Here is a 25,748-nt window from a genome sequence, read left to right on the forward strand (position 1 = left end):
CGGTTGGTAAACGGCTTCCGCAAAGGCGTCTTAAACGCTGATACCGCACCAAATAACCAAGCCGTTCGTCTAAAAAGCAAGCCCCGAAACCTAATCCCACGTTTCTGAAAAGGCATTTTTGCACCCCAACGGCGCGCGGCTATACGCTTACCACACACGCCCAGGCATACCCGGCGCCGAAGCACTCTGCATATACCTATAGTATAGAGAGTGCCTTACAGCAGATAAGAAACAACCAGAAAAATGCGGCCGCGCGTAAATAATTTACGGCCCGACAAAGCAGGCAGGATGTAGCGCGGAGGCCAGGATTTTTCGCGCAGCCACCGGTAACACGCAAAACGGCGGCCCCACTGGAGCCGCCGTGCTACGTTGAGGATTCTAATTCCTTGTAGTTTACTGCGCCGTTAGCGTGAAAGGCACCATTTGTACGTCGCGGGAGTTGCCGCCTACCATCACCTGAAAGTCGCCGGGCTCGGCCGCGAATTTCAGGTCGGCGTTGTAGAATTTCAGGTCCTCAGGGGTCAGGCGGAAGGTTAGCGTACGGCTTTCCCCCTTTTTCAGCATTACCTTCTGGAAGCCTTTCAGCTCCTTAACCGGCCGGGTAATAGAGCCTACCATGTCCCGCACGTAGAGCTGCGCCACTTCCTCGCCATCGTAGTTGCCGGTGTTGCGCACCGTCACTTTCACGTCGAGCGTGCCGTTCATGGGCAGGCTGGAGGTGCTTAGCTCGGGCTTGCCGTATTGGAAGGTGGTGTAGCTCAAGCCGTAGCCAAACGGGTAGAGCGGGTCGTTGCTCACATCCATATACCGCGACTTGTACTTGTCCAGCGCTACCCCGGCGTAGGGCCGACCGGTCATTTTGTGGTTGTAGTACAGCGGAATCTGCCCAACGTGCTGCGGGAAGGTGGCCGTGAGTTTGCCCGATGGGTTGTAGGCCCCAAACAGGACATCGGCAATGGCATTACCGGCCTGAGAACCGGCAAACCAGGTTTCCAGGATGGCATCGGCGTTTTTGTCTTCCCAAGGCAGCGTCATGGGTCGGCCGCTCATCAGCACAATTACCAGCGGCTTGCCGGTTTTCTTGAGGGCCTTCAACAGCTCCAACTGCTGGCCCGGCAGGCCAATGTCGGCGCGGCTGGCGGCCTCACCGGTCATGCCCTGGCTTTCGCCCACGGCGGCCACAATTACATCGGCACCCTGCGCCACCTGCACCGCTTCCTGAATCATGGTTTCCGAGCTGCGCTTGTCCACGTTCAGCTCACCGCCGTGGGCGTTGAGGCGGGCAATCATCTGCTCGTCGTCGGTGAAGTTGGCACCCTGCGCCGTCACGATTTTCACCGAGCTGCCCACCGCGTTTTTCATCCCCTGCTCCAACGAAACCGCCTGTTTCCAGTCGCCGGCGCCGCTCCAAGAGCCTATCATATCGCGCTGGCGGGTGGCTAGCGGGCCAATCAGGGCAATAGTGCCGGTCTTTTTGAGGGGTAGCGCGTTGTTGCTGTTTTTGAGGAGCACCATGCTTTTGCGGGCAATGTCGCGGGCATCGGCAATAAACTCCTTTTTCATCATGGTTTGCTTGGCGCGCTTCTCGTTGGTGTACAGGTAGGGGTCCTGAAACAGCCCGAGCTTCCACTTTGCCTCCAGAATCCGGCGGCAGGCCACATCAATTTGCTCTTGCTTCACGGTGCCGTCCTTGAGGTTCTGGGCCAGATTCCGCAGGAAAATCTCCCCCACCATGTCCTGGTCGATGCCGGCGTTGAGGGCCAGCGCCGACACCTGCGCGTCGTTGCCCATACCGTGGGCGGTCATTTCGTTGATGGCAGTGTAGTCGGTGGCCACGAAGCCGTTGAAGCCCCACTGGGTACGCAGCAGGTCGGTCATCAGCCACTTGTTGCCGGTAGCCGGCACGCCGTTGATGTCGTTGAACGACGACATCATAGAGCCCGCGCCAGCCTCCACGGCGGCTTTGTAAGGCGGCAGGTACTCGTTGTACATGCGCACCAGGCTCATGTCGGTGGTGTTGTAGTCGCGGCCGGCTTCGGCGGCACCGTACAGCGCGAAGTGCTTCACGCAGGCCATGACGGTGTTGTTTTTCTTGAGGTCGTCGCCCTGGTAGCCGTGCACCATCACGCGGGCAATCTGAGAGCCCAAATACGGGTCTTCGCCCGAGCCTTCACTGATGCGGCCCCAACGCGGGTCGCGGGCAATGTCCACCATCGGCGAGTACACCCAATTGATACCATCGGCCGAGGCTTCTTCGGCGGCAATGCGGGCACTGCGCTCCATGGCCGTAAGGTCCCAGCTAGACGCCAGCCCCAGCGCAATGGGGAAGATGGTGCGGTGCCCGTGGATGACGTCGTAGCCGAAGATGAGCGGAATGTGCAGGCGGGTTTCCTTCACGGCCATTTCCTGGAGCTTGCGGGCGGCGGTGGGCGTAAAGGTGTTCAGCACCGAGCCCACGTTGCCGCGCCTGATGCTGGCGTCCACGTCCTTGCTCACCACCGGCCCGGTCACGTCGAAGCCCACGGTAATCATGTTCAGCTGGCCGATTTTTTCTTCCAGCGTCATTTTCTGCATCAGGTCCGCAATGAACTTATCCATCTTGGGGTCCTGGGAAGCCGGCGAAACAGTGGTGGCCGTTTTTTGCGCCTGGGCCAGCGGCGTCAGCAGCCCCAGCGACAAAAGCAGAGCGGTTTGGAAAGCGTGTTTCATGTGGGAATGAAAAAAAGAGTAGGGTAAAGCAGGTCGAGCAGCGGGCAACAAAACATTCTCACAACGCCGGCACCTAGGGCAACTCAGCAATAACAGCCGCAGCCCGCAACAAGCCAGTACAGCCGGCGCGGCAGCATACGCCTGACAGACAAGGCCTTTAACGGCAGATTATGGTTAGGAGCAGCCGATTCAGCCGCGTTGTGGAAGTGCGAGGGGGAGCCTCCGGGCCCTGGTGGGCGCTAATGGAGCGTAGTAGGCGCGGCCCCCGCACCAACCAGGTGCAAGCACGGCGCCGCCAACGAAACTGTATAGCGCAGCAACGGCTGCATTTGTTGTTTCCGGCGCACAATACTACAAACCTTTCTGTTGTTGGGGAAGCGAATTTCTTACCTGCCTGGAATTCTACCGGTTTTCACTAGCACTATTGCTGCCATAGAGCCTTGCATGGTAGTCCCTTGGAAGCAGAAGCGTACCCTTGACGCCCGGTGCGAAGTTGTGGTATCTTTGAACATGCAACACCGGCTCCATTCCGCAGGAGCTACCACCAAGCGTTTACTGAATTGACTTCCTTTCATACTATCACCCGCCTGCTGCTGGTGCCAGTATTGGCACTGCTGGCAGGCTGTGCGCAGCCCCCTAAAGCGCCGGTGTACCGCATTGGATTCTCGCAGTGCAGCACCTCCGGGCCCTGGCGCCAGGCCATGCAGTCCGGCATGGAACGGGAGCTGAGCTTCCACCCCGAAGTGCAGTTCCGCATTACTGATGCCCACGACAACAGCCAGGTGCAGCAGGAGCAGATTCGGGAGCTGGTGCGCGGCGGCCTCGACCTGCTGATTGTGTCGCCGTACGAAGCCGGCCCCGTGACGCCCGCCGTGGAAGAAGCGTATAAGCAAGGGGTTCCGGTGGTATTGCTCGACCGGCGCACCACCTCGCCGAACTACTCGGCCTACGTGGGCGGCAACAACGTGGAAGTGGGCCAAACAGCGGCCCGCTACGCCGCGCGGCTGTTGCAGCAGCACGGCAATGTGGTGGAAATTCTGGGTACGCCCGGCTCATCGGCCACCGCCGAGCGGCACCAGGGCTTCGTGCGGGGGTTGGTTGCGTATCCGGGGCTGCACTTAGTGGGCCAGGTAACCGGCGACTGGAAGGAAAAAACCTTGAAGCCGGCCCTCACCAAACTGCTGCAAGCGCACCCCGAAGTATCCCTGGTGTTTGCGCACAACGACGCCATGGGCCGCGGTGCCCGCGAAGTCTGCCAGCAGCTGGGTATTAGCGGGCGGGTGCGCGTGATTGGGGTCGATGGGTTGTCGGGCCAGGGTGAAGGCATTGATTTGGTGCAGCGCAACGTGCTTGATGCCTCGGTGCTGTACTCGCCGGGCGGCGAAGAAGCCATCCGAACGGCGCTGAAAATCCTGAACCGCCAGCCCTATAACCGCGAAAGTACCCTCGGCACCTTGGTTATTGACTCGACCAATGTGCTAACCATGCAGCAGCAAACCGAGAAGATGGTAAGCCAGCAGCACGACATCGAGCGGCAGCAGAGCTTGTTGCAGCGCCTGCGGGCCACCTACGCCAGCCAGCAAACCGTCCTCTACGGCTTGCTGGCCACGCTGCTCGGCGCTGTGGTGCTCGGCGGCCTGGCCTGGAATTCGGCGCGTATCAACCGCCGCATCAATCACCAGCTAGCCCTCCAAAACGCGGAAAACGACAAGATTAACCGCCAGCTGGTAGCCCAAAACGCGGAAAACGACAAAATCAACCGGCAGCTGGTAGCCCAGAACGAGGAAATCAGTTCGCAGCGCAATCAACTGGAGAAGCTAGCCGAACAGTCGCGCGCCGATACCGAGGCCAAGCTGCGCTTCTTCACCAACTTCTCGCACGAGCTGCGCACCCCGCTCACCCTCATCATGGGGCCAGTGGAAGAGCTGCTCACCAGCAGCCCCGACCTCACCGCCGCCCAAAGTCAGGATTTGAAGCTGGTACGCCGTAACACCCAGCGGCTGTTGCAGTTAGTGAATCAGCTCCTCGATTTCCGCAAAATTGAAGTCGGTAAAATGGCAGTGCGGGCCACTGAGGGCAACCTGTTAGCCTTCGTGCGCGAAATTGTGGACGCCTTCGAGAAGCCGGCGCAGCTACGGGGCATTCAGCTACGGTTTGTGGCCGCCGAGCCAGTACTTACGGCGTGGTTCGACGGCAACATTCTCGACAAGGTGTTTTTCAACTTGCTGAGTAACGCCCTGAAATTCACCCCCGACCAAGGCCAGATTACCGTCAGCCTGCAACCCGCCGACCACGGCCGCACCCTGCGCGTGAGCATTGCCGATACCGGCCAGGGCATCAGTGAGCAGGACCGGGCGCACATTTTCGAGTGGTTTTACCAGGGCGACCAGGGCGCCGTAGCCAAAGGCTCCGGCATGGGCCTGGCGCTGGCTCAGGGCTTGGCGCGCCTGCATCAGGGGCAGCTCACGTTCAGCAGCCAACCGGGCCACGGCACCACGTTCGTGGTGACGCTGCCGCGCGAAGTATCGGAAGAGTTGCGCTCCACCGAGCTGGCCCCTGCTCCCAGCTTCATGGTGGATGAACCCGACCCTATTGCCGTTGATTTCGAGCTGGATACGCCTAACAACACCGCCGTTAGCTCCGATACCGGTTCTGAGACGCTGGTGCTGGTAATCGAGGACAATGCCGAAGTCAACGACTTTCTGGCCCGCAAGTTTCGGTCGGATTTTCGGGTGGAAACCGCCACCGACGGCCACACCGGCTTCCGTATGGCCACCGACCTGATTCCGGACCTGATAGTGTGCGACGTGATGATGCCGGGCCTGACCGGGCTGGAAGTGGTGGCCCAGCTCAAAGACGACTGGCGCACCTCCCACATTCCGGTGGTACTGCTCACGGCCCGCAACGCCCCGGAGCAGCAAGTGGAAGGCGTGCAGGCCGGGGCCGACCTCTACCTGACCAAGCCCTTCAACCCCACCTTTCTGCTGGAAAGTGTGCGCACCTTGCTGGCCAACCGGGCCAAGCAGCGCGAGCATTTCCGGCGTGAGCTGGCCGTGGATGCCGCCACCGTAGCTACCACCAATCCCGACCAGAAATTCCTGGCCGACCTCACGGCCATCATCGAAGCCAACCTCACCAAAACCGACCTCAACGTGGAGGACATTGCCCGCAGTTTGGGCATCTCGCGCATGCAGCTCTACCGCAAGGTGAAGGCCGTACTCGGCACCGGCGTCACCGACTTCATCCAGAGCTTGCGCCTCACCAAAGCCCGCGAAATGCTGCTCGACGACAGCCTCACCATTGCCGATGTGGCGTATGAACTGGGCTTCTCGTCGCCCTCTTATTTCTCTACCAGCTTCAAGGCCCGCTACCAGATTTCGCCGTCCGAGTTCCGGGCTTTGCACATCACGCCGCACCACTGAAACAATACCATAAGCCGTGTAAGAAAAGTGAAACCGAATCTTATTTAGATCCGGTTTTTTATTTTTATATTACTTGACAATCAACTACTTATCCTTCGTGTTCGTTGCAGCACGGCGGTTGAAATAAATCAGTAAGTACTTGGCAAGCTGGCTGCGGAATTTTGTAGAAACCGCCACCAGCCATGACCTGCTCAGCGCCTATCATTTGCATCGGGGAATTCCTCTGGGACATGCTACCGACCGGTCGGCAGCCCGGTGGCGCGCCCTTTCACGTGGCCGTGCAGCTGCAACAGTTGGGGCAAGCAACTCAACTGGTCAGCCGCGTCGGCGACGATGAGCTGGGTCAGGAGCTACTAGCCGTACTAGCAGGCCACGGCCTCGACAGCCAGCTAGTACAGCACAGCGCCAGCCACCTTACCGGCATGGTGAAAGTGAACCTGAGCCAAGGCCGCAAAATCTACAAAGTGGTGGAGCCCGTGGCCTGGGACTACCTTCAGCATACCGACCAACTTCGGGCGACAGTGGCCGGGTCACGTATGCTGGTGTACGGCTCGCTGGCGGCTCGTAGTGCTACCTCTCGCGAGACGCTGTATCGGCTGTTGCAGGTGGCCCCTTTCAAGGTGTTCGACGTGAAGCTGCGGCCGCCGCACTACTCCCGTACCGTGGTGAAGTACCTGCTGCGGCAAGCCGATTTGGTGAAGCTGAACCAACAGGAACTGGTGGAAATAATGGGTTGGCTACGGCAACCCGCCACCGAAGCTACCGCCCTGCCCTGGCTGGCCGCGCACTTCAAGCTGCAAGCCGTGTGCGTCACGAAAGGGGCCGCCGGTGCTAGCCTCTGGTACAATAATCAGCTGCTGGAGCAACCGGCTTTCCCAACCGCAACGCCCGACACGCTGGGTAGCAGCGACGCTTTTCTGGCGGCTCTGCTAGCTACCTGGCCCACCGATAACCCAGCCGAGGCCTTGCGGGCGGCCTGCCAAACTGCGGCCGCAGTTGCCACTGGGGCCAGCATTGCCCCTCCCCTCACCCCCACCAGTATCCACTCCCTAACACCCTGACACTCCATTTGCTGCCTACCACGCTGGCATTCTCCATTACAGCGTGGCACGGTGGTATTGCTTGCCCATAGTTGCCTGCTCTCATTTCACATTAACCCACTTTACCCATGCCGTTTTCACTACAATTCCCTCACGGCTCCCGGCCCCTCCGACGGCTGGTGCTGACTCCGGCAGTTGGCAGCATCTTGCTTTCGGGAGCCGCGCTGGCGCACCCGGTTGCCAAGTCTGCCCCTCTTCTGCCCAACAGCCCCACCGCAGCCGCCAACAACTCGTTCAACGCCTTTTTAGTTGACAGCCCCGTTAGTGGCCGCATTGTAGATGCCAAGGGCGAAGGCCTGCCAGGCGTGACGGTGGTCGTAGATGGTACCACCCTCGGATCAGCTACCGATGCCAGCGGTAATTTCACCATCCCGAACGTACCAGCTGGTCCGCACACATTGGTTGTTTCGTCGGTTGGCTTCACCACCAAGCGCGTAGCCATTACGGTGGTAGAAGGCCAGCCAACACAGGTTGCCGCTACCACACTGAGCGAGGATACGCAGGCCCTGGACGAGGTAGTGGTGGTAGGGTACGGCTCTCAGAGCCGCCAGGAACTGACTACTTCGGTTACGTCGGTGGGGGCGCAGCAACTGGCGCGCCAACCCGTAGCTGGTTTCGACCAGGCATTGCAGGGCCAGGCCCCCGGCGTGCAGGTAACGTCGCCGACTGGTGCGCCCGGCGCGGGCATCAACGTGCGGATTCGCGGCAATGCTTCCGTTAATCTTAACGGTTCTCCACTGTATGTAATTGACGGCGTACCGGTGTTACCAGCGTACGACCAGGAGCTGGCTGTAGGTGGGCAGCGGCCCAACCCGCTGAACGCTCTGAACCCAGCCGATATTGAAAGCATCGACGTACTGAAAGATGGTGCCGCCGCGGCTATTTACGGGTTGCGCGCCACCAACGGGGTAGTAGTTATTACCACGAAAAAGGGGAAACTGGGCAAGCCGCAGGTTGGTCTGAGCGTGTACTATGGCAAGCAGACACTCCGCAAAAAGATTGACCTGCTCAACTCCCGGCAGTTTGCCGAGTACTACAACGAAGCCCTCGCCAACGCAGGCGGCACCCCAGCCTTCTCTAGCACACAGCTCGACAACTTACCTTTCGACACCGACTGGCAGGACGAAATCTACCGGACGGCAGCCATTCAGAGCTATCAGCTCAACCTCAGTGGCGCCACCGAACTGACGCGCTACTACGTTTCGGGTGGCTTTTTCAAGCAGGACGGCATTAGCCTGAATTCGGGCTTCGACCGGTATAACTTCAAGATCAACGTGGATCAGAAGCTCGGCCAACGCTTCCGGACCGGTACCAACCTGAACCTGAGCCGCACCAGTACCAATGGCTCGGTCCGCTCGGAGTTGGGCGCGGGCAATTCGGGCACGGTGTTGGGTGCCCTGGCTCAAATTCCAACCATTCCGGTGCGGACGTCTACGGGTGCCTACGGAGTCAATCCGTTTCAGGCCTTCGACAACCCAGTAGGCAACCTGCTAGAAACGAGCAACATCGCCAATATCTACCAAGCCATTGGCAACGTGTACGGCGAGCTGGATATCATCAGCAATCTAACGCTGCGTAGCTCGCTGGGGATTGACTTCCGGACCCAGAACGAAAACGAATTTATCACCCGCGACTATCCGGGCACCTCAAACGCCGACCCTGCTACTCGCGGCAGCGGCCGTACCGGCAACAACCAGCAGGTAACTTGGCTGTGGGAGAACACCCTGACTTACCACCCCACCTTGGGCGAAAAGCACGACCTGACGCTGCTGGCCGGCCAGTCGATGCAGGAGTACGACCGGGTGACGTCGTCGGCCAGTGGCCGGGGCTACCCGTCCAACGCGGTACCGTATCTGGTGGCCGTGTCGCAGTTCAATAAACCCAGCAGTTTCCAGGATCAGTGGGGCTTGGTGAGCTACTTCGCCCGCGCTATTTACAACTACGACCGGCGGTACCTAGCAACCCTGAGCGTACGGGCCGATGGCAGCAGCCGTTTCTCCAACGACAATAAAATCGGCTACTTCCCGGCTCTGGGGTTGGGCTGGCGCATTTCCGAAGAATCGTTCTTCCCACAAGCTGCCGCCCTCTCCGACCTGAAGCTGCGGGCCAGCGTAGGCGCCACTGGCAACCAGGAAATCTACACTTATGCCCGTTACTCACAGTATGCCACCGGCTACAACTATCAGAATGGCGGCAGCATTTTGGGCGGCATTGGCCCAAATGTCATTGGCAACCAAGATGTAAAATGGGAAACCACTTACCAGTACAATGGCGGTCTGGATTTGGGCATGTTTGAAAACCGCTTGACTTTCACGGCGGATGTGTACTTGAAAAAGACGTCTGATGTACTGACTAACGTGCCAATTCCACTCAGCACGGGTTCCCAAGACCTGAGCATTATTCAGAACGTTGGGAACATCGAAAACAAAGGGGTGGAGCTGGGTCTCGTTACAACCAATGTGCAGGCGCAGGACAACGGTTTCGGCTGGACCACCAACCTGAATTTCACCCTCAACCGCAACAAAGTAACCGACCTGGGGACCATCGTTAATGACCAGGGCGTAGGCGTACCACGCACAATCATTGATGGCTCGCGCATTACGCAGGTAGGCGCCCCGCTGGGCTCGTTCTACGGTTACGTAACCGATGGTATCTTTCAGAGCCAGGACGAGGTTAGAGCCTCCGCTACCCAGCCCAATGCTGCCCCTGGCGATATTCGGTTCCGAGACCTGAATGGCGACGGCCAGATCAATGACCGGGACCGGACCATCATTGGTAATCCCAACCCGAAATCTATTGCGGGTGTCACCAACAACTTCACCTACAAAGGACTGGAGCTGAGCGTGTTCTTCCAGGGCAGTTTCGGCAACGACATCTACAACCAGAACCGCCAGACGCTGGAAGGCATGTCGGACCCGCTGAACCAGACCACCCGCGTGCTGGAACGCTGGACGCCTAACAACCGCGACACCGACGTTCCGCGCGCCGTCCGTAACGACCCCAACCAGAACAACCGGTTTTCGAACCGCTTCTTGGAAGATGGCACCTACGTGCGCTTGAAAAACCTCACCCTGGCGTACAACATTCCGGGTACCCTCACCCAGAAAGCTAAAGTCAGTGCGCTGCGGGTATATGTAACCGGCCAGAACTTAATCACCTGGACCGACTACTCGGGCTACGACCCGGAAGTGAGTGCCGATCCTTTCTCCAACACCGGTTTCGGCCGCGACTTCGGGGTGTACCCGCAGTCACGCACCTACACCGTGGGTCTGAACGCCACTTTCTAACCGATTTCGGCGGGGAGTTGGCCGCTTGTCGGCTCCCCGGTCCACTCCCTTCTTACTTTCCCCATGAAAAAGATATTCATTCCTGTTTTCGCGCTGTCCCTTATGATGTCGGGTTGCGACATCCTGGACAAACAGCCCCTTTCCTCAATTGCCCCCGAGAATTTTTTTAAGTCGGCCGATGATGCTGAAGCAGGCCTGACGGCCGCTTACGACGCTTTGCAAGGCACCGGCCTCTACAGCCAGGATTTGGTAGTAGTGGGCGAAATGCCCTCTGACAACTGCACTAGTGCCAACGGTGACGTTATTAATCTGGAAAATATCACCTGGAATTCCTCGACCAGCCAGGTATACAACGTGTACCGCGACTCTTACATTGGCATCAACCGGGCCAACGCGGTGCTGAAGTATGTGCCGGCTATTGCTATGCCGGAAGCGCGCCGCAACCAGATTCTGGGCGAGGCGCGCTTCTTACGAGCCTTGCATTTCTTCAACCTAGTGAAACTCTACGGTGGTGTACCCTTGCGCCTGGAGCCTACTGAAAATGCGTCGGCGGAAGTGCTGAATCTGCCTCGCGCTACGGCCGACGACGTATACAACCAAGTGGTGCTAGACTTAACTACGGCTGAGCCATTAGTAGCCACTTCCAATTCCACACGGGTTACGCAGAGAGCCGTTAATGCACTGCTGTCCCGAGTGTATCTGTATCAGCGGCAGTGGAGCCTGGCCCAGGCGGCAGCCGCTAAGGCTCTGGCTGGCGGGGCTACGCTGGCTACCAGCTTCAAGAGCCTGTTCCCGGCCGACAACAAAGCGGAGTCGATATTCGAGGTGCAAAACTCAGGCTCGGCCGATGGCAACAACATCCTACCCGACTTGCTGCTGCCTTCGCCACCGGCTACGTATTCCTTTCCGAAATTCAACATTCCAACGCTGTTCCGGCCAGCGGCCACGGCCCAATCCACCGACCTGACAGCCGTAGTAGACACCATAAATGACCGGCGCTGGAGCTACCAAGGCACCACCAATGCCGGCCGCGACCATGGCAGCTACGTGGACGGCGGGCGGGGCACCGGCAACGACGATGGCCCCTTCGTGTACAAATGGCCCGGCAGCCCCAACAGCTTCAACTCGCCCGACAACACCTACGTGCTACGCTTGGGCGAGGTGTATTTGAACTACGCCGAAGCGGCCAACGAGCAAAGCGGCCCCAGCGCTGACGTGCTCAGCCGCCTGAACGCCATTCGGCAGCGCGCGGGCCTGGCTGCTCTCACGGCTGCCTCGCCGCAGTACGCCAGCAAGCAGGCCATGCGCCAGGAAATCGACCGGCAGCGCCGGCTGGAACTGGCCTTCGAGGGGGAGCGGTGGTACGACCTGCTGCGCTACGCCCGCCACGAGCAAGCCGACCCTACCGCCGACCACGCCACTACGGCGCTGGACATTATCCGCCAAAAGCGCCCCACGGCCGACGTAAACTACCTGCTGTTCCCGATTCCGCTTAACGAGTTGAACAACAACCCGCAGGTAACGCAGAACCCCGGCTATTAACCGCTTTGCACAGCGCTCCGGTGGCCGCGTGGCTGCCGGAGCCTTCCGCGGCACAAGTTGCCCGGCTACGGTTTGGAAGTTTCCGGTTGTTTCTTAACCGTAGTGCTTTTTATGTCGGCGCCGATTGGTTGGCAAGCCCACCAACAAATACGCTTTACCCGGTGTGTGGTAAGCGTATAGGGCCAGCCGCACGAGCGTAAAGGGCCACTTGCAAGGCTTGTTTTCCGCTGTGCCGCGCTGATATATTTGATTGACTTCTGCCTACGGATTGACCGTTTGGCTTTGCACTTCGGCGCTTTCTCTTGCCGTGCGGTGCGTTTTAATGGCGCTTCCACTTGCCCTCTTCTTTCCTGGGTTGCTTTGCTTGTAGCAGTGGCTATAAGCTGGTTGCCGGTTGGCTTTTCCTTTCCACCCTTTGCATGACTTTCCTTTCCAAATCCACCCTTTCGCTGGCGCTGCTACTTGCCCTGAGCTTGGGCGCAGCGGGCCAAAAGAAGCCTGCCAACCAGGCCAAAGGCGCGGCGGCGTTCTGGCTGACCAACCCCGATAAATCGGTGCTGTTTAAGGCGCAAACCGCTCCGGCCTGGAGCACGGCGGCTCCGCAAACTGGTACGCCGGTTATTGATATCGACGAGAAACAGACCTTCCAGACCATTGATGGGTTTGGCTACTGCCTGACCGGCGGCAGCGCGGAGCTGCTGCACCGCATGGGTGCCAAGGAGCGCCAAGCTTTACTGCACGAGCTGTTCGCCACCGATGGCAACAATATTGGGGTAAGCTACCTGCGCCTGAGCATTGGGGCCTCGGACCTCGATGCCAAGGTGTTCAGCTACGACGACCTGCCCGAAGGCCAGACCGACCCTACGCTGGCCAAGTTCAGCCTCGCCCCCGACCAGGCGCACCTGATTCCGGTACTCAAGGAAATCCTGGCCATCAACCCGCGCATCAAGATTCTCGGTTCGCCCTGGTCGCCACCAACCTGGATGAAAACCAACAACAGCTCGAAAGGCGGGTCCCTGAAGCCGGAGTTTTATGATGCCTACGCCCGCTACTTCGTGAAGTACATCCAGGGCATGAAGGCGCAGGGCATCCGCATTGATGCCGTGACGGTGCAAAACGAGCCGCTGCACCCCGGCAACAACCCCAGCCTGCTCATGCTGGCCGAGCAGCAGGCCGAATTCGTGAAGAAAAACCTCGGCCCCTCGTTTAAGGCGGCGAAGCTAGATACGAAAATCATTGTGTACGACCACAACGCCGACCGGCCCGATTATCCGCTCACCATCCTCCACGACCCCGAAGCCCGCAAGTACGTGGATGGCTCGGCGTTCCACCTCTACGCCGGCCCCATCGATACCCTGAGCAAGGTGCACGACGCCTACCCCGACAAGAACATCTACTTCACTGAGCAATGGGTGGGCTCGAAAAGCAGCTTCGCCGACAACCTGCCCTGGCACGTGCGCACGCTCATCATCGGGGCTACCCGCAACTGGGCGCGCACGGTGCTGGAGTGGAACCTGGCCGCTGATCCACAGCAAAACCCGCACACGCCGGGCGGCTGCACCGAGTGCCGCGGCGCCCTCACGCTCGATGGCAATTCCGTGACCCGCGAAGATGCTTACTACATCATTGCGCACGCCAGCAAGTTTGCCCGGCCCGGCTCGGTGCGCATTCAGTCTACCCCTTCCAAAACGCTGCCCAACGTGGCCTTCAAAGCGCCTAACGGGCAGAAAGTGGTGATTGTGCAGAACAACGCCGCCACGCCCCAAACCTTCAGCCTGCGCTACCAAGGCAAGCTCCTGACGTCGGCGCTGAAGCCGGGCGCCGTGGGCACCTACGTGTGGTAGCTGCTGGCCCATTTCACTCTTTTCTTATTGCTCTTGCGCTATGAAAAACTTGGATTCTGTAGTTGCCCGTTTTGCGCTAGCCCTGGTGCTAGGGGGTGCCGTTGTGGGCTGCGGCGACAAAAACTCGCCCGATCCCACTCCCCCACCGCCCCCGCCGCCGGTGGAGCCCGCGGGCCCGTCGCAAGTGGCGTTGTGGCTGACCACGGCCAACCGGTCCTCGCTGTTCAGCAAGAGCACCTTGGCGTTGAACTTCAAAACGGCTGTGGGTCAGAATCCGACCATCAGCGTCGATACCACCCAAACCTACCAGACCATCGACGGCTTCGGCTACACCCTGACCGGTGGCAGCGCCCAACTCCTCAACCAGATGGCCGCCACTGACCGGACCGCGCTGCTGCGGGAGCTATTCGCCACCGACGCCAGCAACATCGGCACCAGCTACCTGCGCATCAGCATTGGGGCTTCCGACCTGGACGCCAGCGTGTTCACCTACGACGACACCGCCCAGCCCGACCCCACGCTGGCCCAATTCAGCATTGCGCCCGATAAGGTGAACCTGGTACCGGTGCTCAAGGAAATCCTGGCTATCAACCCCAACATCAAAATCCTGGGCTCCCCCTGGACGGCGCCGACTTGGATGAAAACCAACAATAGCTACATCGGTGGCTCCTTGAAACCGGAATACTACGCCGCGTATGCGCAATACTTCGTGAAATACCTGCAAGCCATGCAGGCCGAGGGCATTCGGGTGGACGCGGTGACGCTGCAAAACGAACCACTCAACCCCAACAACAACCCTAGCATGCTGATGACGGCCACCGAACAGGCCACGTTCATCAAGAACAACGTGGGGCCGGCGTTGCAGGCGGCGGGGCTGACCACCAAAATCATCCTCTACGACCACAACCTCGACGTGCCCGAGTACCCGCTCACGGTGCTGCGCGACAACCAGGCCAGCCAGTACGTAGATGGCTCGGCATTCCACCTCTACGCCGGCAATATTTCGGCCATGAGTGCGGTGCACGATGCCTTCCCGAGCAAGAACGTGTACTTCACCGAGCAGTGGATTGGCGGCCCCGGCAACTTCGCCGGCGACCTGAACTGGCACACCAACAACCTTATTATTGGGGCTACCCGCAACTGGAGCCGCAACGTGCTGGAGTGGAACCTGGCCGCCGACCAGAACTACGGTCCGCACACCAGCGGCGGGTGCAGCACCTGCCTGGGCGCCCTCACCATTTCCGGCAACTCCGTGACGCGCAACACGGCCTACTACACGGTGGCCCACGCGGCCAAGTTTGTACGGCCCGGCTCGGTGCGCATTGGCAGCAACGTGCCCGGCAACCTGCAAAACGTGGCCTTCAAAACGCCCGATGGCAAGAAGGTGGTGGTAGTGCTCAACGCCGGAGCCACGGCCCAAACCTTTGATATCCAGTACCGCGGCAAGGTAATTACCTCCCTGCTGGAAGCTGGCGCCGTGGGCACCTACGTCTGGTAAGGCACCTACCCGATTTTTTTCTATTGTCTTCACGCTTAGCCCATTGCCTATATAGCTCGCTCTGCTTCTGCTTGCCCAACACCTGTTCGCCGCGCTGTTATCTGAAGTTTCCTTCCCGAAGTTTCTTTCCACCAACCAACCCCAATCCCACCATGACCACAACCTTCACTCTCTCAGGCATAGCGCGGCGGCTATGCACCACGCTGACCCTGGCGGCCGGCCTTAGCCTTGGCCAGCAGGACCAGGCGGCAGCGCAAAGTTTTTTACGGGCCGATGGCGGCCGCATTGTAAATGCCAGCAACCAGGAGGTTATCCTGAACGGCATGAACCTGGGCGGCTGGGCCGTGCAGGAAGGCTACATTGTAAAGCCGGGCTGGCCGGGCCTCGATGGCAAGGCCACGCAGGGCAGCGTCAAGAAAACGCTCTACAACTTCGGTATGAGCGACGCGGCGGTGGAAACCTTCTACCAGAACTACCGCAACAACTTCATTCAGAAACCCGACCTCGACTACATTGCCTCCAAGGGCTTCAACTGCGTGCGGCTGCCTTTGCATTACGACCTGTTTCTGACGCCCGCCCAACGGGCCGTGCGCAACAGCGTAATCCGCGGCACCGTCAGCTACGATTCCTACGTCAGCTCGCTCACCAACTGGTACAACAACAACCAGCTGTTCAACGACGCGGCCAACATGGAAGCCTGGCGCATGATTGACAATACGCTGGCCTGGGCCGCCGCCAACCAGATGTACGTGGTGCTGGACTTGCACGCCGCCCCCGGCTCGCAAGGCACCGACGCCAATATTGCCGACGCCCTCACGCGGCTGGACTTCTGGAACAAGCCGGTGTACCAGAACATCACCGACCGGCTGTGGGCCACCATTGCCCAGCGCTACCGCAACGATGCGCGCATTGCCATGTACGACCTCATCAATGAGCCCAACAACGTACCCAGCAACCAGCAGATTCACGACGTGTTTCAGCGGCTGATTAACACGGTGCGGGCCCAGGGCGACAACCACTTGCTGATGATTGAGGGCAATGGCTGGGGCAACGACTACAACTACATGGAGAAGCGCACCTTCACCAACAACGCCAACCTGGTTTACAACTCGCACCGCTACAGCGGCAACGGGTACCTGCTCGATAACAACGTGAACAGCGTGGACGGTGGCAACCCCAACAACCTGCGCACCATCGGCAACCTCACCCGCTTCCGCACCGACAACAACGTGCCCATCTGGGTGGGCGAAACCGGCGAAAACACCGACACCTGGATGCGCGACGCAGCCCGTAGCCTCAACTCGGTGGGCATCGGCTGGTGCCACTGGACCTATAAGCGTTTTGAAAACCAGAACAACGCGGCTTTCATGCACATCAACCCGCCCTACATTGTAGATGGCACGGCGGGCCTGAACCAGGTGCTCAACAACATTCTGTTTGCCAACTGCGTGCCTAACTCCACGGTGGCAGCCGTTTCGCCCAATCAGAACGGCATCGTGAACTACCCCGGCGGCGGCAATTACTACGGCACTACTGGCAGCACGCCCAGCGGCCCGGTTATCGGGCGCATCTACGAAATCAGCTCTAAAAACGGCGGCAAGGCCCTCGAAGTATCCGCTAGCTCGCAGGCCAACGGTGGCCGGGTGCAGCAATGGGGCTGGGTAGGCGCCGCCAACCAGAAATGGAAGCTGGTAGATGCCGGCGGCGGCTACGTGCGCATCGTGAACCTGAACAGCAACAAGTCCTTGGATATAGCGGGGCCTTCCACTGCCGATGGTGCCCTGGTACACCAGTGGGATTGGCTGACCCAGGACAGCCAGTACTGGCAGGTAATTAGCAACGGCGACGGTACTTATCGCATCATCAGCAAGTACAGTGGCAAAGCCCTGGATGTGCAAAACAACTCCACCGCCGACGGCGCCGCCGTGCAGCAATGGGCTTACGGCGGTGGCAACAACCAGCGCTGGTACTTCTCCGACCAAGGCGCCGCGGCCCGCACGGCGCTGTCTGCCACCGCCACTGCGCAAACCGATACTCGCCTGCAAGTGTACCCCAACCCGGCGCAGTCGGAAGTGGCTTTCGATTACGCTGCCCAGCAGGCGCACAGCCTTGAGGTGCGCGTGGTGGACATGCTAGGCAAAACCGTGCTTACCCATCCCGCCAACGCCGTGCATGCCGGCTCCAACCACTTCCAGCTGAACGTAGCCGCACTAACGGCAGGGGTATATATGCTCCGAATTGATTCGCCCGAAGGCCAGTTGCAACGCCAGCTCGTCATCACCCATTAACTTCTTTTTTTCAGGCGGCCCGCCAATTTTCCTCGGTTGGCGGGCCGCAAGGCGGAAGTCTCCGCTCTATTCCTCTTGTATGCTTAAAAAGTTTCTGCCCTCTCTGTTGCTGTCGGCGCTTGGCGCAAGTGCCGCGGTAGCTCAAGCTCCCAAGCCGGCCGCGCCAACTAAAACGTATTCTGCCGCTGGCAAGCAAGTGCAGGTGTACACCACCGCCGACAACACGCAGCTACGCCTTGCCCCCACCGATAAGCTGTCGTTTCAGGCGCAGGCCCAGCCCTTGGAAACTCAGCCCACGGTGTTCGTTGACCCCACGCACACCTTCCAAACGTTGCTCGGTATTGGGGGTGCCCTCACCGATGCAGCCGCCGAAACTTTCGCTAAGATGCCCAAAGCGCAGCAGCAGGAGTTTTTGCAGGCGTACTACAGCCCCACCAAGGGTATCGGCTACACGCTGGGCCGCACCAGCATCCACAGCACCGACTTCTCCAGTGGCAGCTATACCTACGTAGCCGACAACGATAAGGCGCTGAAAACCTTCAGCGTGAAGCACGACGAGCAGTACCGCATTCCGTTCATCAAGCAGGCCATTGCGGCCGCCGGCGGCAAGCTCACAATGTACGTGAGCCCCTGGAGCCCCCCGGCCTGGATGAAGGACAACAAAAGCATGCTCAAAGGCGGCAAGCTGCTGCCCGAGTTCCGCCAAACCTGGGCTGACTACTACGTGAAGTTCATCAAGGAATACGAGCGGCAGGGCATTCCGGTGTGGGGCCTCACAGTGCAGAACGAGCCCATGGCCGTGCAGAAATGGGAGTCGTGCGTTTTCACCGCCGAAGAAGAGCGCGACTTCGTGAAAGGCTACCTCGGGCCGACCCTGAAAAAAGGCGGCCTCGGTGACCGGAAACTCATCGGCTGGGACCACAACCGCGACCTGCTCTTTCAGCGGGCCGCTACCCTCTTCGACGACCCCGAGGCCAGCAAGTACTACTGGGGCATCGGCTTTCACTGGTACGAAACCTGGACCGGCAGCGCCATGCAGTTCGATAACCTGCGCCGCGTGCACGAAACCTACCCCAACAAAAACCTGGTATTTACGGAAGGCTGCGTGGAGAACTTCCAGTTCGACGGCATCACCGACTGGAAACTCGGCGAGCGGTACGGCCACTCGATGATCAACGACTTCAACGCCGGCACCGTCGCCTGGACCGATTGGAACGTGCTGCTCGACGAAACCGGTGGCCCCAACCACGTCGGCAACTTCTGCTACGCCCCCATCATCGGTGACACACGCAGCGGCAAGCTGCTCTACACCAACGCTTACTATTACATCGGCCACTTCTCGAAGTTCATCCGGCCCGGTGCGCGTCGCGTAGCCACCACCACCACCCGCGACGTGCTCCAGTCCACGGCCTTCGTCAATACCGATGGCAGCGTGGCCGTAGTGGTCATGAACAGCACCGACAAGGAGCAGCCCTTCCAGCTCTGGATGAAAGGCCAAGCCGCCCAAACCACCAGCAAGCCCCACTCCATCATGACGATGGTGGTGAAATAAGGCAGAGCTAATAGTATTGCACGCAGAGGTCCCAGCCATGGCCACGGCTGGGGCCTTCTTGTCTGGAGTATTTACTCCCGCCGCTCCTGCTTGGTACCCAGGATAAACAGAATCAGCAGCAGAAACGCCGCAATGCCCAGGCTGTACCACGTCACGAAGGGCAGGCCACGGTAGTAGCGCATCTGGCCGGCCGGGTAATGGCCCAGCAAGCTCATCCCCGCAAACAGAATCATGGCCACCGATATGGCCGCCAGAATGCCGCGGCTCACCAGCTGGTCGGCTTTGCGCAGCAGCAGCAGGTAGCCGCTCAGCTCCACGCGCACCCGCAGGTCGCCTTTGCTGATTTTGCGCACGATTTGGCGAATGTCGGCGGGCAGGGTCTGGATGAGGGCCAGCAGCTGGGTGCCGGTGTATTCGGCTTCGCTGAGGATGTTTTCGGCGGAATACTGTTCGGCCACAATGCGCGCGCCATATGGCCGCACGAACTCGAAGGTGTTGAAACGCGGGTGCAGCACCTTGCCAATGCCTTCCAGAATCACGAGGGCCCGCAGGATAAGAAACACCGCGCCGGGCACTTGCAGCTTGTAGTTATAGATGACACTCTGCAAGGCATCCGCCAGGTCCGACATACTCATGTCCTTGACGTCGAGGCTGGCAAAATCCTCAATCAGCTCACTCAACGACGCCTCGAAGGCCCGCATGTCCGGTATATCGGACGTAATAGCGAGGCGGCGGAAGCTCAACGCCATGCCGCGCGCGTCCTGCCGCGCCATGCCAATAAACACGCCGGCAAAGGCGTATTTCTGCTGCTTGGTGAGCTTGCCTACCATCCCGAAGTCGATGAGCACCAAGGTGCCGTCGGGGCGCACCAGCACGTTGCCGGGGTGCGGGTCGGCGTGGAACATCCCGAACTCGAATATCTGGGTCAGGTAGATATCCATGCCGGTTTCGGCCACGGTTTCCGGGCTCAGGCCCCACTCCAGCAGCTGCGGCTTGTCGGTGATTTTGCAGCCGCTCACAAACTCGATTACCAGAATGCGGGCGGTGCTCAGCTCCCGGTAGGGCTTCGGGATATAAAAGGTTTCGTAATTGGCGTAGAGCGTGCGGAACTGCTCCATGCTGCGGGCTTCGGAGGTGTAATCCAGCTCCTTGGTCATGCTCCGCTCGAAGGCGTCCACCACGTCTTGGGGGTTGCTCAGGCCTTGTTTGCGCAGGAAATTGCCGGTCAGGCGCACCAGTTCGTGCAGCAAGGCTAGGTCGGAGCGCACTTTTTCCTGCACGTCGGGGCGCTGCACTTTCACTACCACTTCCTCGCCGGTCAGCAGCCGGGCCCGGTGCACCTGCCCGATGCTGGCCGAGCCCAACGGCACTTCATCGAACTCGGAAAACACTTCGTTGATCGGGCAACCCATTTCCCGCTCGATAATAGCCTTGGCTTCCTGCACATCAAACGGCGGCACGTTGCTTTGCAGCTTCTCAAACTCGTCGATGAGGGGCTGGGGCAGCAGGTCGGCGCGGTTGCTCATGGCCTGCGCCAGCTTGATGAACGTGGGGCCCAGTTCCTCAATTATCATCCGAATCCGCTGCCAGCGCGTGGTTTCAAATACCGCCTGCTCACCTTCCTGCCACGAAACCCGGCGGCTTTTGGGCACCAGCCGCCGCAGAGGCGTGCTGGTTACGGCATCCTCGAAGCCGTAGCGAATCAGCACCTCAGCTACCTGCCGGATGCGGGTCAGGTTGGAAATCGTCTTTTTAAACATGCAGCCGCAGATTATGCAGATTATTCGGATTGCGTGGCCTCAGCAGCCAAGACGAAAGTAAACCAGGTTGGTTTCGACAGCGCGCGGCCGTCTTTGCTCCTGCGTTGAGATGACGCCATTGAAAGCTATACAGAAAACCCCGCTCGTTGAATACGGGCGGGGTTTTTCGTGCTAGTTAGCAGCGTCAACTTACGCGTTGCCGGCGCTGGTTTCTTGCTTTTTGGCAGCACCCGCCGACTTCTGCGTTTTGGCAGCGGGGCTGGCTTTATCGGCGGCTTTCTTGGTTGTAGAGGCAGCTTTGCCGGTAGTGCTGGCAGCGGCTTTAGGAGCAGCTGGGGTTTTGGCGGCAGGCTTGGCACTGGCTTTGGGAGCCGCGGCTGATTTGCTGCTGCCTTTCACGGTGCGCTTCAGTTCTTCCACGTCGGAGTTGGGCGCTACGCCTACCGATTTCATCACGCGGGCGGCAATGCCCTGCACTTGCTTCTCCAACTCCTTGCGCTTGGTTTCGCCGTTTTTCTTCAGCTCGTCCATGATTTTGGCGCCTTCCTGCTCGGAAAGTTTGCTTTCCTTCACCAAGGTGTCGATGGTTTTTTGCACCCGGTCGGTGGTCAGGGACACGAAGCCAACGCCAGCGTTGACGAATTTTTTAAACAAATCTTCCATAAAGCTGAACGGTTAAAAGAGAGTGAAGAAAAACCGGCAGTGCGCCCTCGCGCGCCGGGCAAGTAGTATGCAAGCCGACTAATTTTCACAAACCTACGAAAAGCCAACTATATAGTTGAGTCTAAGAATATATTATTCTTCAGCAAGGCGTTTTTAACAGTAAATAGCATGCTTATAGCGCCTTACAACAACCTGCTACTATAGTGGCTATGCTGCTTCGGCTGACGAATTAGGTTGCTGCACAGCCCAAATACTGCGCGTGAAGTCGCCTACTTGGTTGAGGGCCTGCCGGGCTTCCGGCACGAACCGCCAAAACAAATGCCACCAGTGCACCAGCCCATCGAACACCTGAAGCGTAACGGGTACGCCAGCCACGCGGGCTTTCCGGCAGAAGCGCACCACGTCGTCGTGCAGCACTTCGGCATTGGATATTTGCACCAGCAGCGGCGGTAGGCCGTGCAGCTTACCTCGCACGGGTGAAAGCAGCGGGTGCGCCTGGGAGGTGCTTTCGGCGTAGAGGCTACCCCAGGTTTGCATTTCGAGGGCTTCGAGCACCCGGGTTTCCTCTTGGCAGGCCTGCCGCTGCACGGCGGCGGTGGGCAGCGCCAAATCAATCCAGGGAGAAAGGCCGATGGCGGCGGCGGGCAGCGGATAGCCAGCGTCGCGGAGTTGCAGCAGTAGCGCCAGCCCCAACCCCCCCCCGGCCGAGTCGCCGGCTACCATGATGTTGTGGGCCTGATAGCCTTGGTTGAGCAGCCAATCATACGCCAGGCGGGCGTCTTCGAGGGCGGCGGGAAACGGGTATTCGGGGGCTTTGCGGTAGTTGATGGCCAGCGTGTTCAGCTGGCAGCTCTCGGCCAGCGCCCCCACCAAGGCGCGGTGCGTATTCAGAGACCCAATAACGTAGCCGCCGCCGTGCAGGTACAGCAACACCCGGTTGGTGGGTGCGCCGGCGGGCCGGAGCCACTCGGCGGGCATACCATCCACGTCGGCGTCCTCCAGAAACACATTCCAGGGCATAAACTGAAACAGCGCGGCCGCCTCGGCGGCAAATCGGATGGCGGGCAGCCGGGGCCGGCTACGGGCCAGCGGGCCGGTGGCGGCAGTCAGGAACTGCTTGAGCAGCAAATGCTGGGAAGACGGCATTGGAACGGGTAAGGTGGGAGCTTGGGGCGGAAACGGAGCGGGGGTGCGGCAGTACGCCACGGGCATTAGGTGCTGCTTATCAGATACGTAGGTTAATGGTTGATTGTTAGCTGCTGGTTGATTGGTGATAGTTGATTGTCAGTTGGTGATTATTGATTCGCCATACTCTCAGACCAATCACCAACTGACAATCAACTATCACCAATCAACCAATTCACGGCTTCTCGCCGATGCGGTGGCCTTTGTAGCCACGGATGGCAATGGGAATCCAGCCGAGGATGGGAATAAAGAATGTGAGGGTGAACGGGTTGCGCCACACCATGCGCAGCCAGGCGCCGGGCTTGTCGAGCTGCATCTTGAAGTCGCGGCGGCCTTCGTGCACGTACAGGCGCTCGAACTCCCGAAACAGCGCCGGCCAGGCCACGGGCAGGAAAAACGGGAAGTAGCGCCAGTTCTCTTTCATGCGCTGCCATAGCTCGCGCCAGCGGTAAGGCTGCTGCCCGTGCTTGGCTACGGCTTCGTTCATCTCGGCTTGCATCAGCAGGCGCACTTTCTCGGACAGGGCCGTGTAGTCCTCGCGGGTCAGGTCGGCGGGGTCCTTGGTTATCATCTCGTAGGGCTTGATGCGGGAGCCCAGCACGTAATTCAGCTGCGCCGGATACGCCATGTAGAACGACCAGGGCTGCAACAGTACCAGCAATACAATGGGCCCCAGTGGAATAAACGGAATTCCTACTTTCTTGCTCAGGCGGTTTAGCCACTCCCAGCTGTAGGCGTAGGGGTTCAGGTACTCGCCGTTGATGGTGTAAAACGGCATGATGTCGGTGCGGTGCGTGATGCTGTGGCGCACCATGCTGCTGGCCAGCCGTTGCAGCTCGTACTTGTTGTTGAAGCCCTTGCCAATGCCCGGCACGCCCTCGGGGTACAGCATCAGGTTGTGGTCCTGATAGTACATCATCGTTTCAAAATTGAGCGTGGTGGCATCCACGCAGCCGCACTTCTTCCAAAAATCCTTGACCTGAAACGGGTTCATGAGCGTGGACTGGGAAAGCAGCGGCGCCGACAGCGGGCGGGGCAATCCGCGCTGCCCGGGCAGGGTGCGCCACATGTGCGCCAGTACCACAATGGCATCCCAGGGGAAAGCCATACCCGAGTGGTTGGACGCAAAAATGAGAGGCCGCTCGGGGTTATTGCGCTCCGGAAAGTCCTCGAACCCAATCAGGCGCGAACGAAACCACACCCGGTCGAGCAGTTGCAGGATGTTGCGGTCCAGGGCTTCCACGAAATCCGCCCGGAAATAGTCGGAGTAGATGTGCTGGTTAGCCTGAATGGCAAGCGGCGGGGGCGGCAACACGGGGGGCGGGGGCATCAGGCGGGGTGGGCGGGGGTAAAGCTATACGGAGCGCAAGTTCTTAAATGTAGCGGTTTTGGGGGCCATGCCAAAGCTCGGCCCTGCACCTGGCCCTGTATTGCGCTAACCACGCTCTGCCACGCGGCGGCAGCTAAATCTGCCGCTTCAGGCGGATGACGGTGGAAACCAGCTCGCCGTTGCGCTGCAGCAGCAGAAACATGTTGCGGCCATCGGCGGAATGGAACAGGCGGCTGATTTGGGTCAGGCTCATGCTTTTCACCGGCAGCAGATTGATGGACAGCAGCTCATCATCGAGCTGAAGACCGGCTTCGGCGGCGGGGGAGTTGGGTTCGATACGCAGCACGAAGTAGCGGTGGTAGCTGGGGCCTGAGGCTATCAGCTCTATCCCGCACATGTCGTGCTCGAACGGGTCCCGGAACAAGCCGTTGGGGCGCAGCCACATGGTGTTGCGCGAGTAATCGATGATTACCTCGAACCGCTTCAACGTTTCAAAACCGATGTTGCCGTTACGCGGCACCTCGGCCCGGAGCGCCCCACTTTCCACGTTGGGAAACGAAGTTAGCAGGTTGCGGAGGCGGTACCGGCCCAGCTGAATGCTTGGCACACGGCCCAGATAGCCGTTGATGGCGCCACTGAGCCCACGCCCCAGCTGCGACTGTAGCCGCTTGGCCGGCACCCGCAGCCGCGGGTCGGAGTAGGTTTCCAAAGACAAGGCGTGGCCGGCCCCGGTGTCGAGAATGAGCTTGAGCGGCAGCGTCAGGGAATCGGTAAGGGCAACGGGCACCGTGAGGTAGGACTTGCGCCCTTCGATGTCGAACGGAACGGGCGTCCAGCGGCGGCCCCGCGGCGGGCGGTAAGTGGCCGGGTCGTGAAAAAACAGCTCCACTGCCACGGGGTCAATCTGCACCGCGAAGCTGTTGAATACATCATAGCCCAAGATGCCGTGCACCGGAATGCCCACGTAGCCCGAGAGGTTGAGCACATCGGCTGAGAGCACCAGAAACGACAATGCGGGCGCCACTACGCCGTGGAGCTGCACCCGTACGCTGTCGGAGGCAAAGGCTTCCAGCGGCTTCTCCTCTCCCACCCCCACCACGTTGTAGCTGACACCGCGCCGCAGCCCCAGCAGCTCAATCAGCGTGGGGTCGGTGATAAGCGAGATACCCACTCCCGAATCGAGCAGAAAGTTGAACGGGCCCTTTCCATTGAGTTGCGCTTGCACGATAATCAGGTTGCGCTGAAACTCGAACGGCACCCGCACCTTGTGTTCTTTGGGTTTCTCGAAGCGGAAAGCTGCCGACGTGCCGGGCACTTGCGCCTCCGCTAAAGTGGGCACCAAAGCCAGCAACAGCCACAGCTTGCACCACTGCCAGCCCGGCCACCAACGGCACAGCAGAAAATAGCGCGCATAAAACCGGCAGGCAGACATAGGACAGGGGCGGGTTGGGAAATATAGCCAAAAAACCACCTGTTTCGCCAGGGCCGCCCACGTCCTTCGGTGCTCTACAAAAGGCAGCGCCAACAAACGACTAAGTACCAGCCCGCTGCGCATCCGTTCTGTTACT

General features: G+C 59.6%; 14 protein-coding genes. 8 read left to right on the forward strand and 6 right to left on the reverse strand.

All coding sequences use genetic code 11. The annotated features are described in order from the left end of the window. Positions 1–393 precede the first annotated feature (393 nt). On the reverse strand, positions 394–2,709 hold the full coding sequence (gene bglX / locus J0X19_RS16730; RefSeq protein ID WP_206985571.1) for a beta-glucosidase BglX: 2,316 nt from the start codon (positions 2,707–2,709) through the stop codon (positions 394–396). Positions 2,710–3,269: 560 nt separating this feature from the next. On the opposite strand from bglX, the gene J0X19_RS16735 reads away from it, so the two are divergent. The 8 genes from J0X19_RS16735 (at position 3,270) to J0X19_RS16770 (ending at position 19,242) form a co-directional block, all read left to right on the forward strand. Next, positions 3,270–6,131, forward strand: a complete 2,862-nt coding sequence (locus J0X19_RS16735; RefSeq protein ID WP_206985572.1) for a hybrid sensor histidine kinase/response regulator transcription factor — start codon at positions 3,270–3,272, stop codon at positions 6,129–6,131. A gap of 230 nt (positions 6,132–6,361) precedes the next feature. Continuing rightward, positions 6,362–7,192 carry a PfkB family carbohydrate kinase gene (locus J0X19_RS16740; RefSeq protein WP_206985573.1) on the forward strand — a complete coding sequence of 277 codons (831 nt, stop codon included), beginning with the start codon at positions 6,362–6,364 and terminating at the stop codon, positions 7,190–7,192. A gap of 107 nt (positions 7,193–7,299) precedes the next feature. Then, the gene (locus J0X19_RS16745) at positions 7,300–10,518 is read left to right on the forward strand and encodes a SusC/RagA family TonB-linked outer membrane protein (RefSeq protein WP_206985574.1); all 3,219 of its coding nucleotides are present in this window, start codon (positions 7,300–7,302) and stop codon (positions 10,516–10,518) included. A 63-nt stretch (positions 10,519–10,581) separates the two neighbouring features. Continuing rightward, entirely contained in the window at positions 10,582–12,060 is a 1,479-nt protein-coding gene (locus tag J0X19_RS16750; protein WP_206985575.1) for a RagB/SusD family nutrient uptake outer membrane protein, read from the forward strand. A gap of 419 nt (positions 12,061–12,479) precedes the next feature. Continuing rightward, positions 12,480–13,904 (forward strand): glycoside hydrolase family 30 protein, encoded by a 1,425-nt coding sequence (locus J0X19_RS16755; RefSeq protein WP_206985576.1) that lies wholly within the window; start codon positions 12,480–12,482, stop codon positions 13,902–13,904. 40 nt (positions 13,905–13,944) lie between these two features. After that, positions 13,945–15,402, forward strand: coding sequence for a glycoside hydrolase family 30 protein (locus tag J0X19_RS16760; RefSeq protein ID WP_206985577.1), 1,458 nt, complete (start codon positions 13,945–13,947; stop codon positions 15,400–15,402). A gap of 152 nt (positions 15,403–15,554) precedes the next feature. Next, complete coding sequence (locus tag J0X19_RS16765) at positions 15,555–17,690, forward strand: RICIN domain-containing protein (protein WP_206985578.1); 2,136 nt, start codon at positions 15,555–15,557, stop codon at positions 17,688–17,690. A gap of 79 nt (positions 17,691–17,769) precedes the next feature. Next, the gene (locus J0X19_RS16770) at positions 17,770–19,242 is read left to right on the forward strand and encodes a glycoside hydrolase family 30 protein (RefSeq protein WP_206985579.1); all 1,473 of its coding nucleotides are present in this window, start codon (positions 17,770–17,772) and stop codon (positions 19,240–19,242) included. A 71-nt stretch (positions 19,243–19,313) separates the two neighbouring features. Here the strand turns inward: J0X19_RS16770 and J0X19_RS16775 are convergent, their stop codons facing one another. From J0X19_RS16775 to J0X19_RS16795, 5 genes are all read right to left on the reverse strand, one after another. Beyond that, positions 19,314–21,002: an ABC1 kinase family protein gene (locus J0X19_RS16775; protein WP_206985580.1), complete on the reverse strand. Its 1,689-nt coding sequence runs from the start codon at positions 21,000–21,002 to the stop codon at positions 19,314–19,316. Between the two features lie 189 nt (positions 21,003–21,191). After that, positions 21,192–21,665: a phasin family protein gene (locus J0X19_RS16780; protein ID WP_206985581.1), complete on the reverse strand. Its 474-nt coding sequence runs from the start codon at positions 21,663–21,665 to the stop codon at positions 21,192–21,194. A 207-nt stretch (positions 21,666–21,872) separates the two neighbouring features. Continuing rightward, positions 21,873–22,811 (reverse strand): alpha/beta hydrolase, encoded by a 939-nt coding sequence (locus J0X19_RS16785; protein ID WP_206985582.1) that lies wholly within the window; start codon positions 22,809–22,811, stop codon positions 21,873–21,875. A 214-nt stretch (positions 22,812–23,025) separates the two neighbouring features. After that, the gene (locus tag J0X19_RS16790; RefSeq protein WP_206985583.1) at positions 23,026–24,180 is read right to left on the reverse strand and encodes a lysophospholipid acyltransferase family protein; all 1,155 of its coding nucleotides are present in this window, start codon (positions 24,178–24,180) and stop codon (positions 23,026–23,028) included. A 133-nt stretch (positions 24,181–24,313) separates the two neighbouring features. Continuing rightward, positions 24,314–25,612, reverse strand: a complete 1,299-nt coding sequence (locus tag J0X19_RS16795; RefSeq protein ID WP_206985584.1) for an aspartyl protease family protein — start codon at positions 25,610–25,612, stop codon at positions 24,314–24,316. Between the last annotated feature and the right edge of the window lie 136 nt (positions 25,613–25,748).

This window comes from Hymenobacter telluris (genome assembly GCF_017313265.1).
GTDB classification, from domain to species: Bacteria; Bacteroidota; Bacteroidia; order Cytophagales; family Hymenobacteraceae; genus Hymenobacter; species Hymenobacter telluris.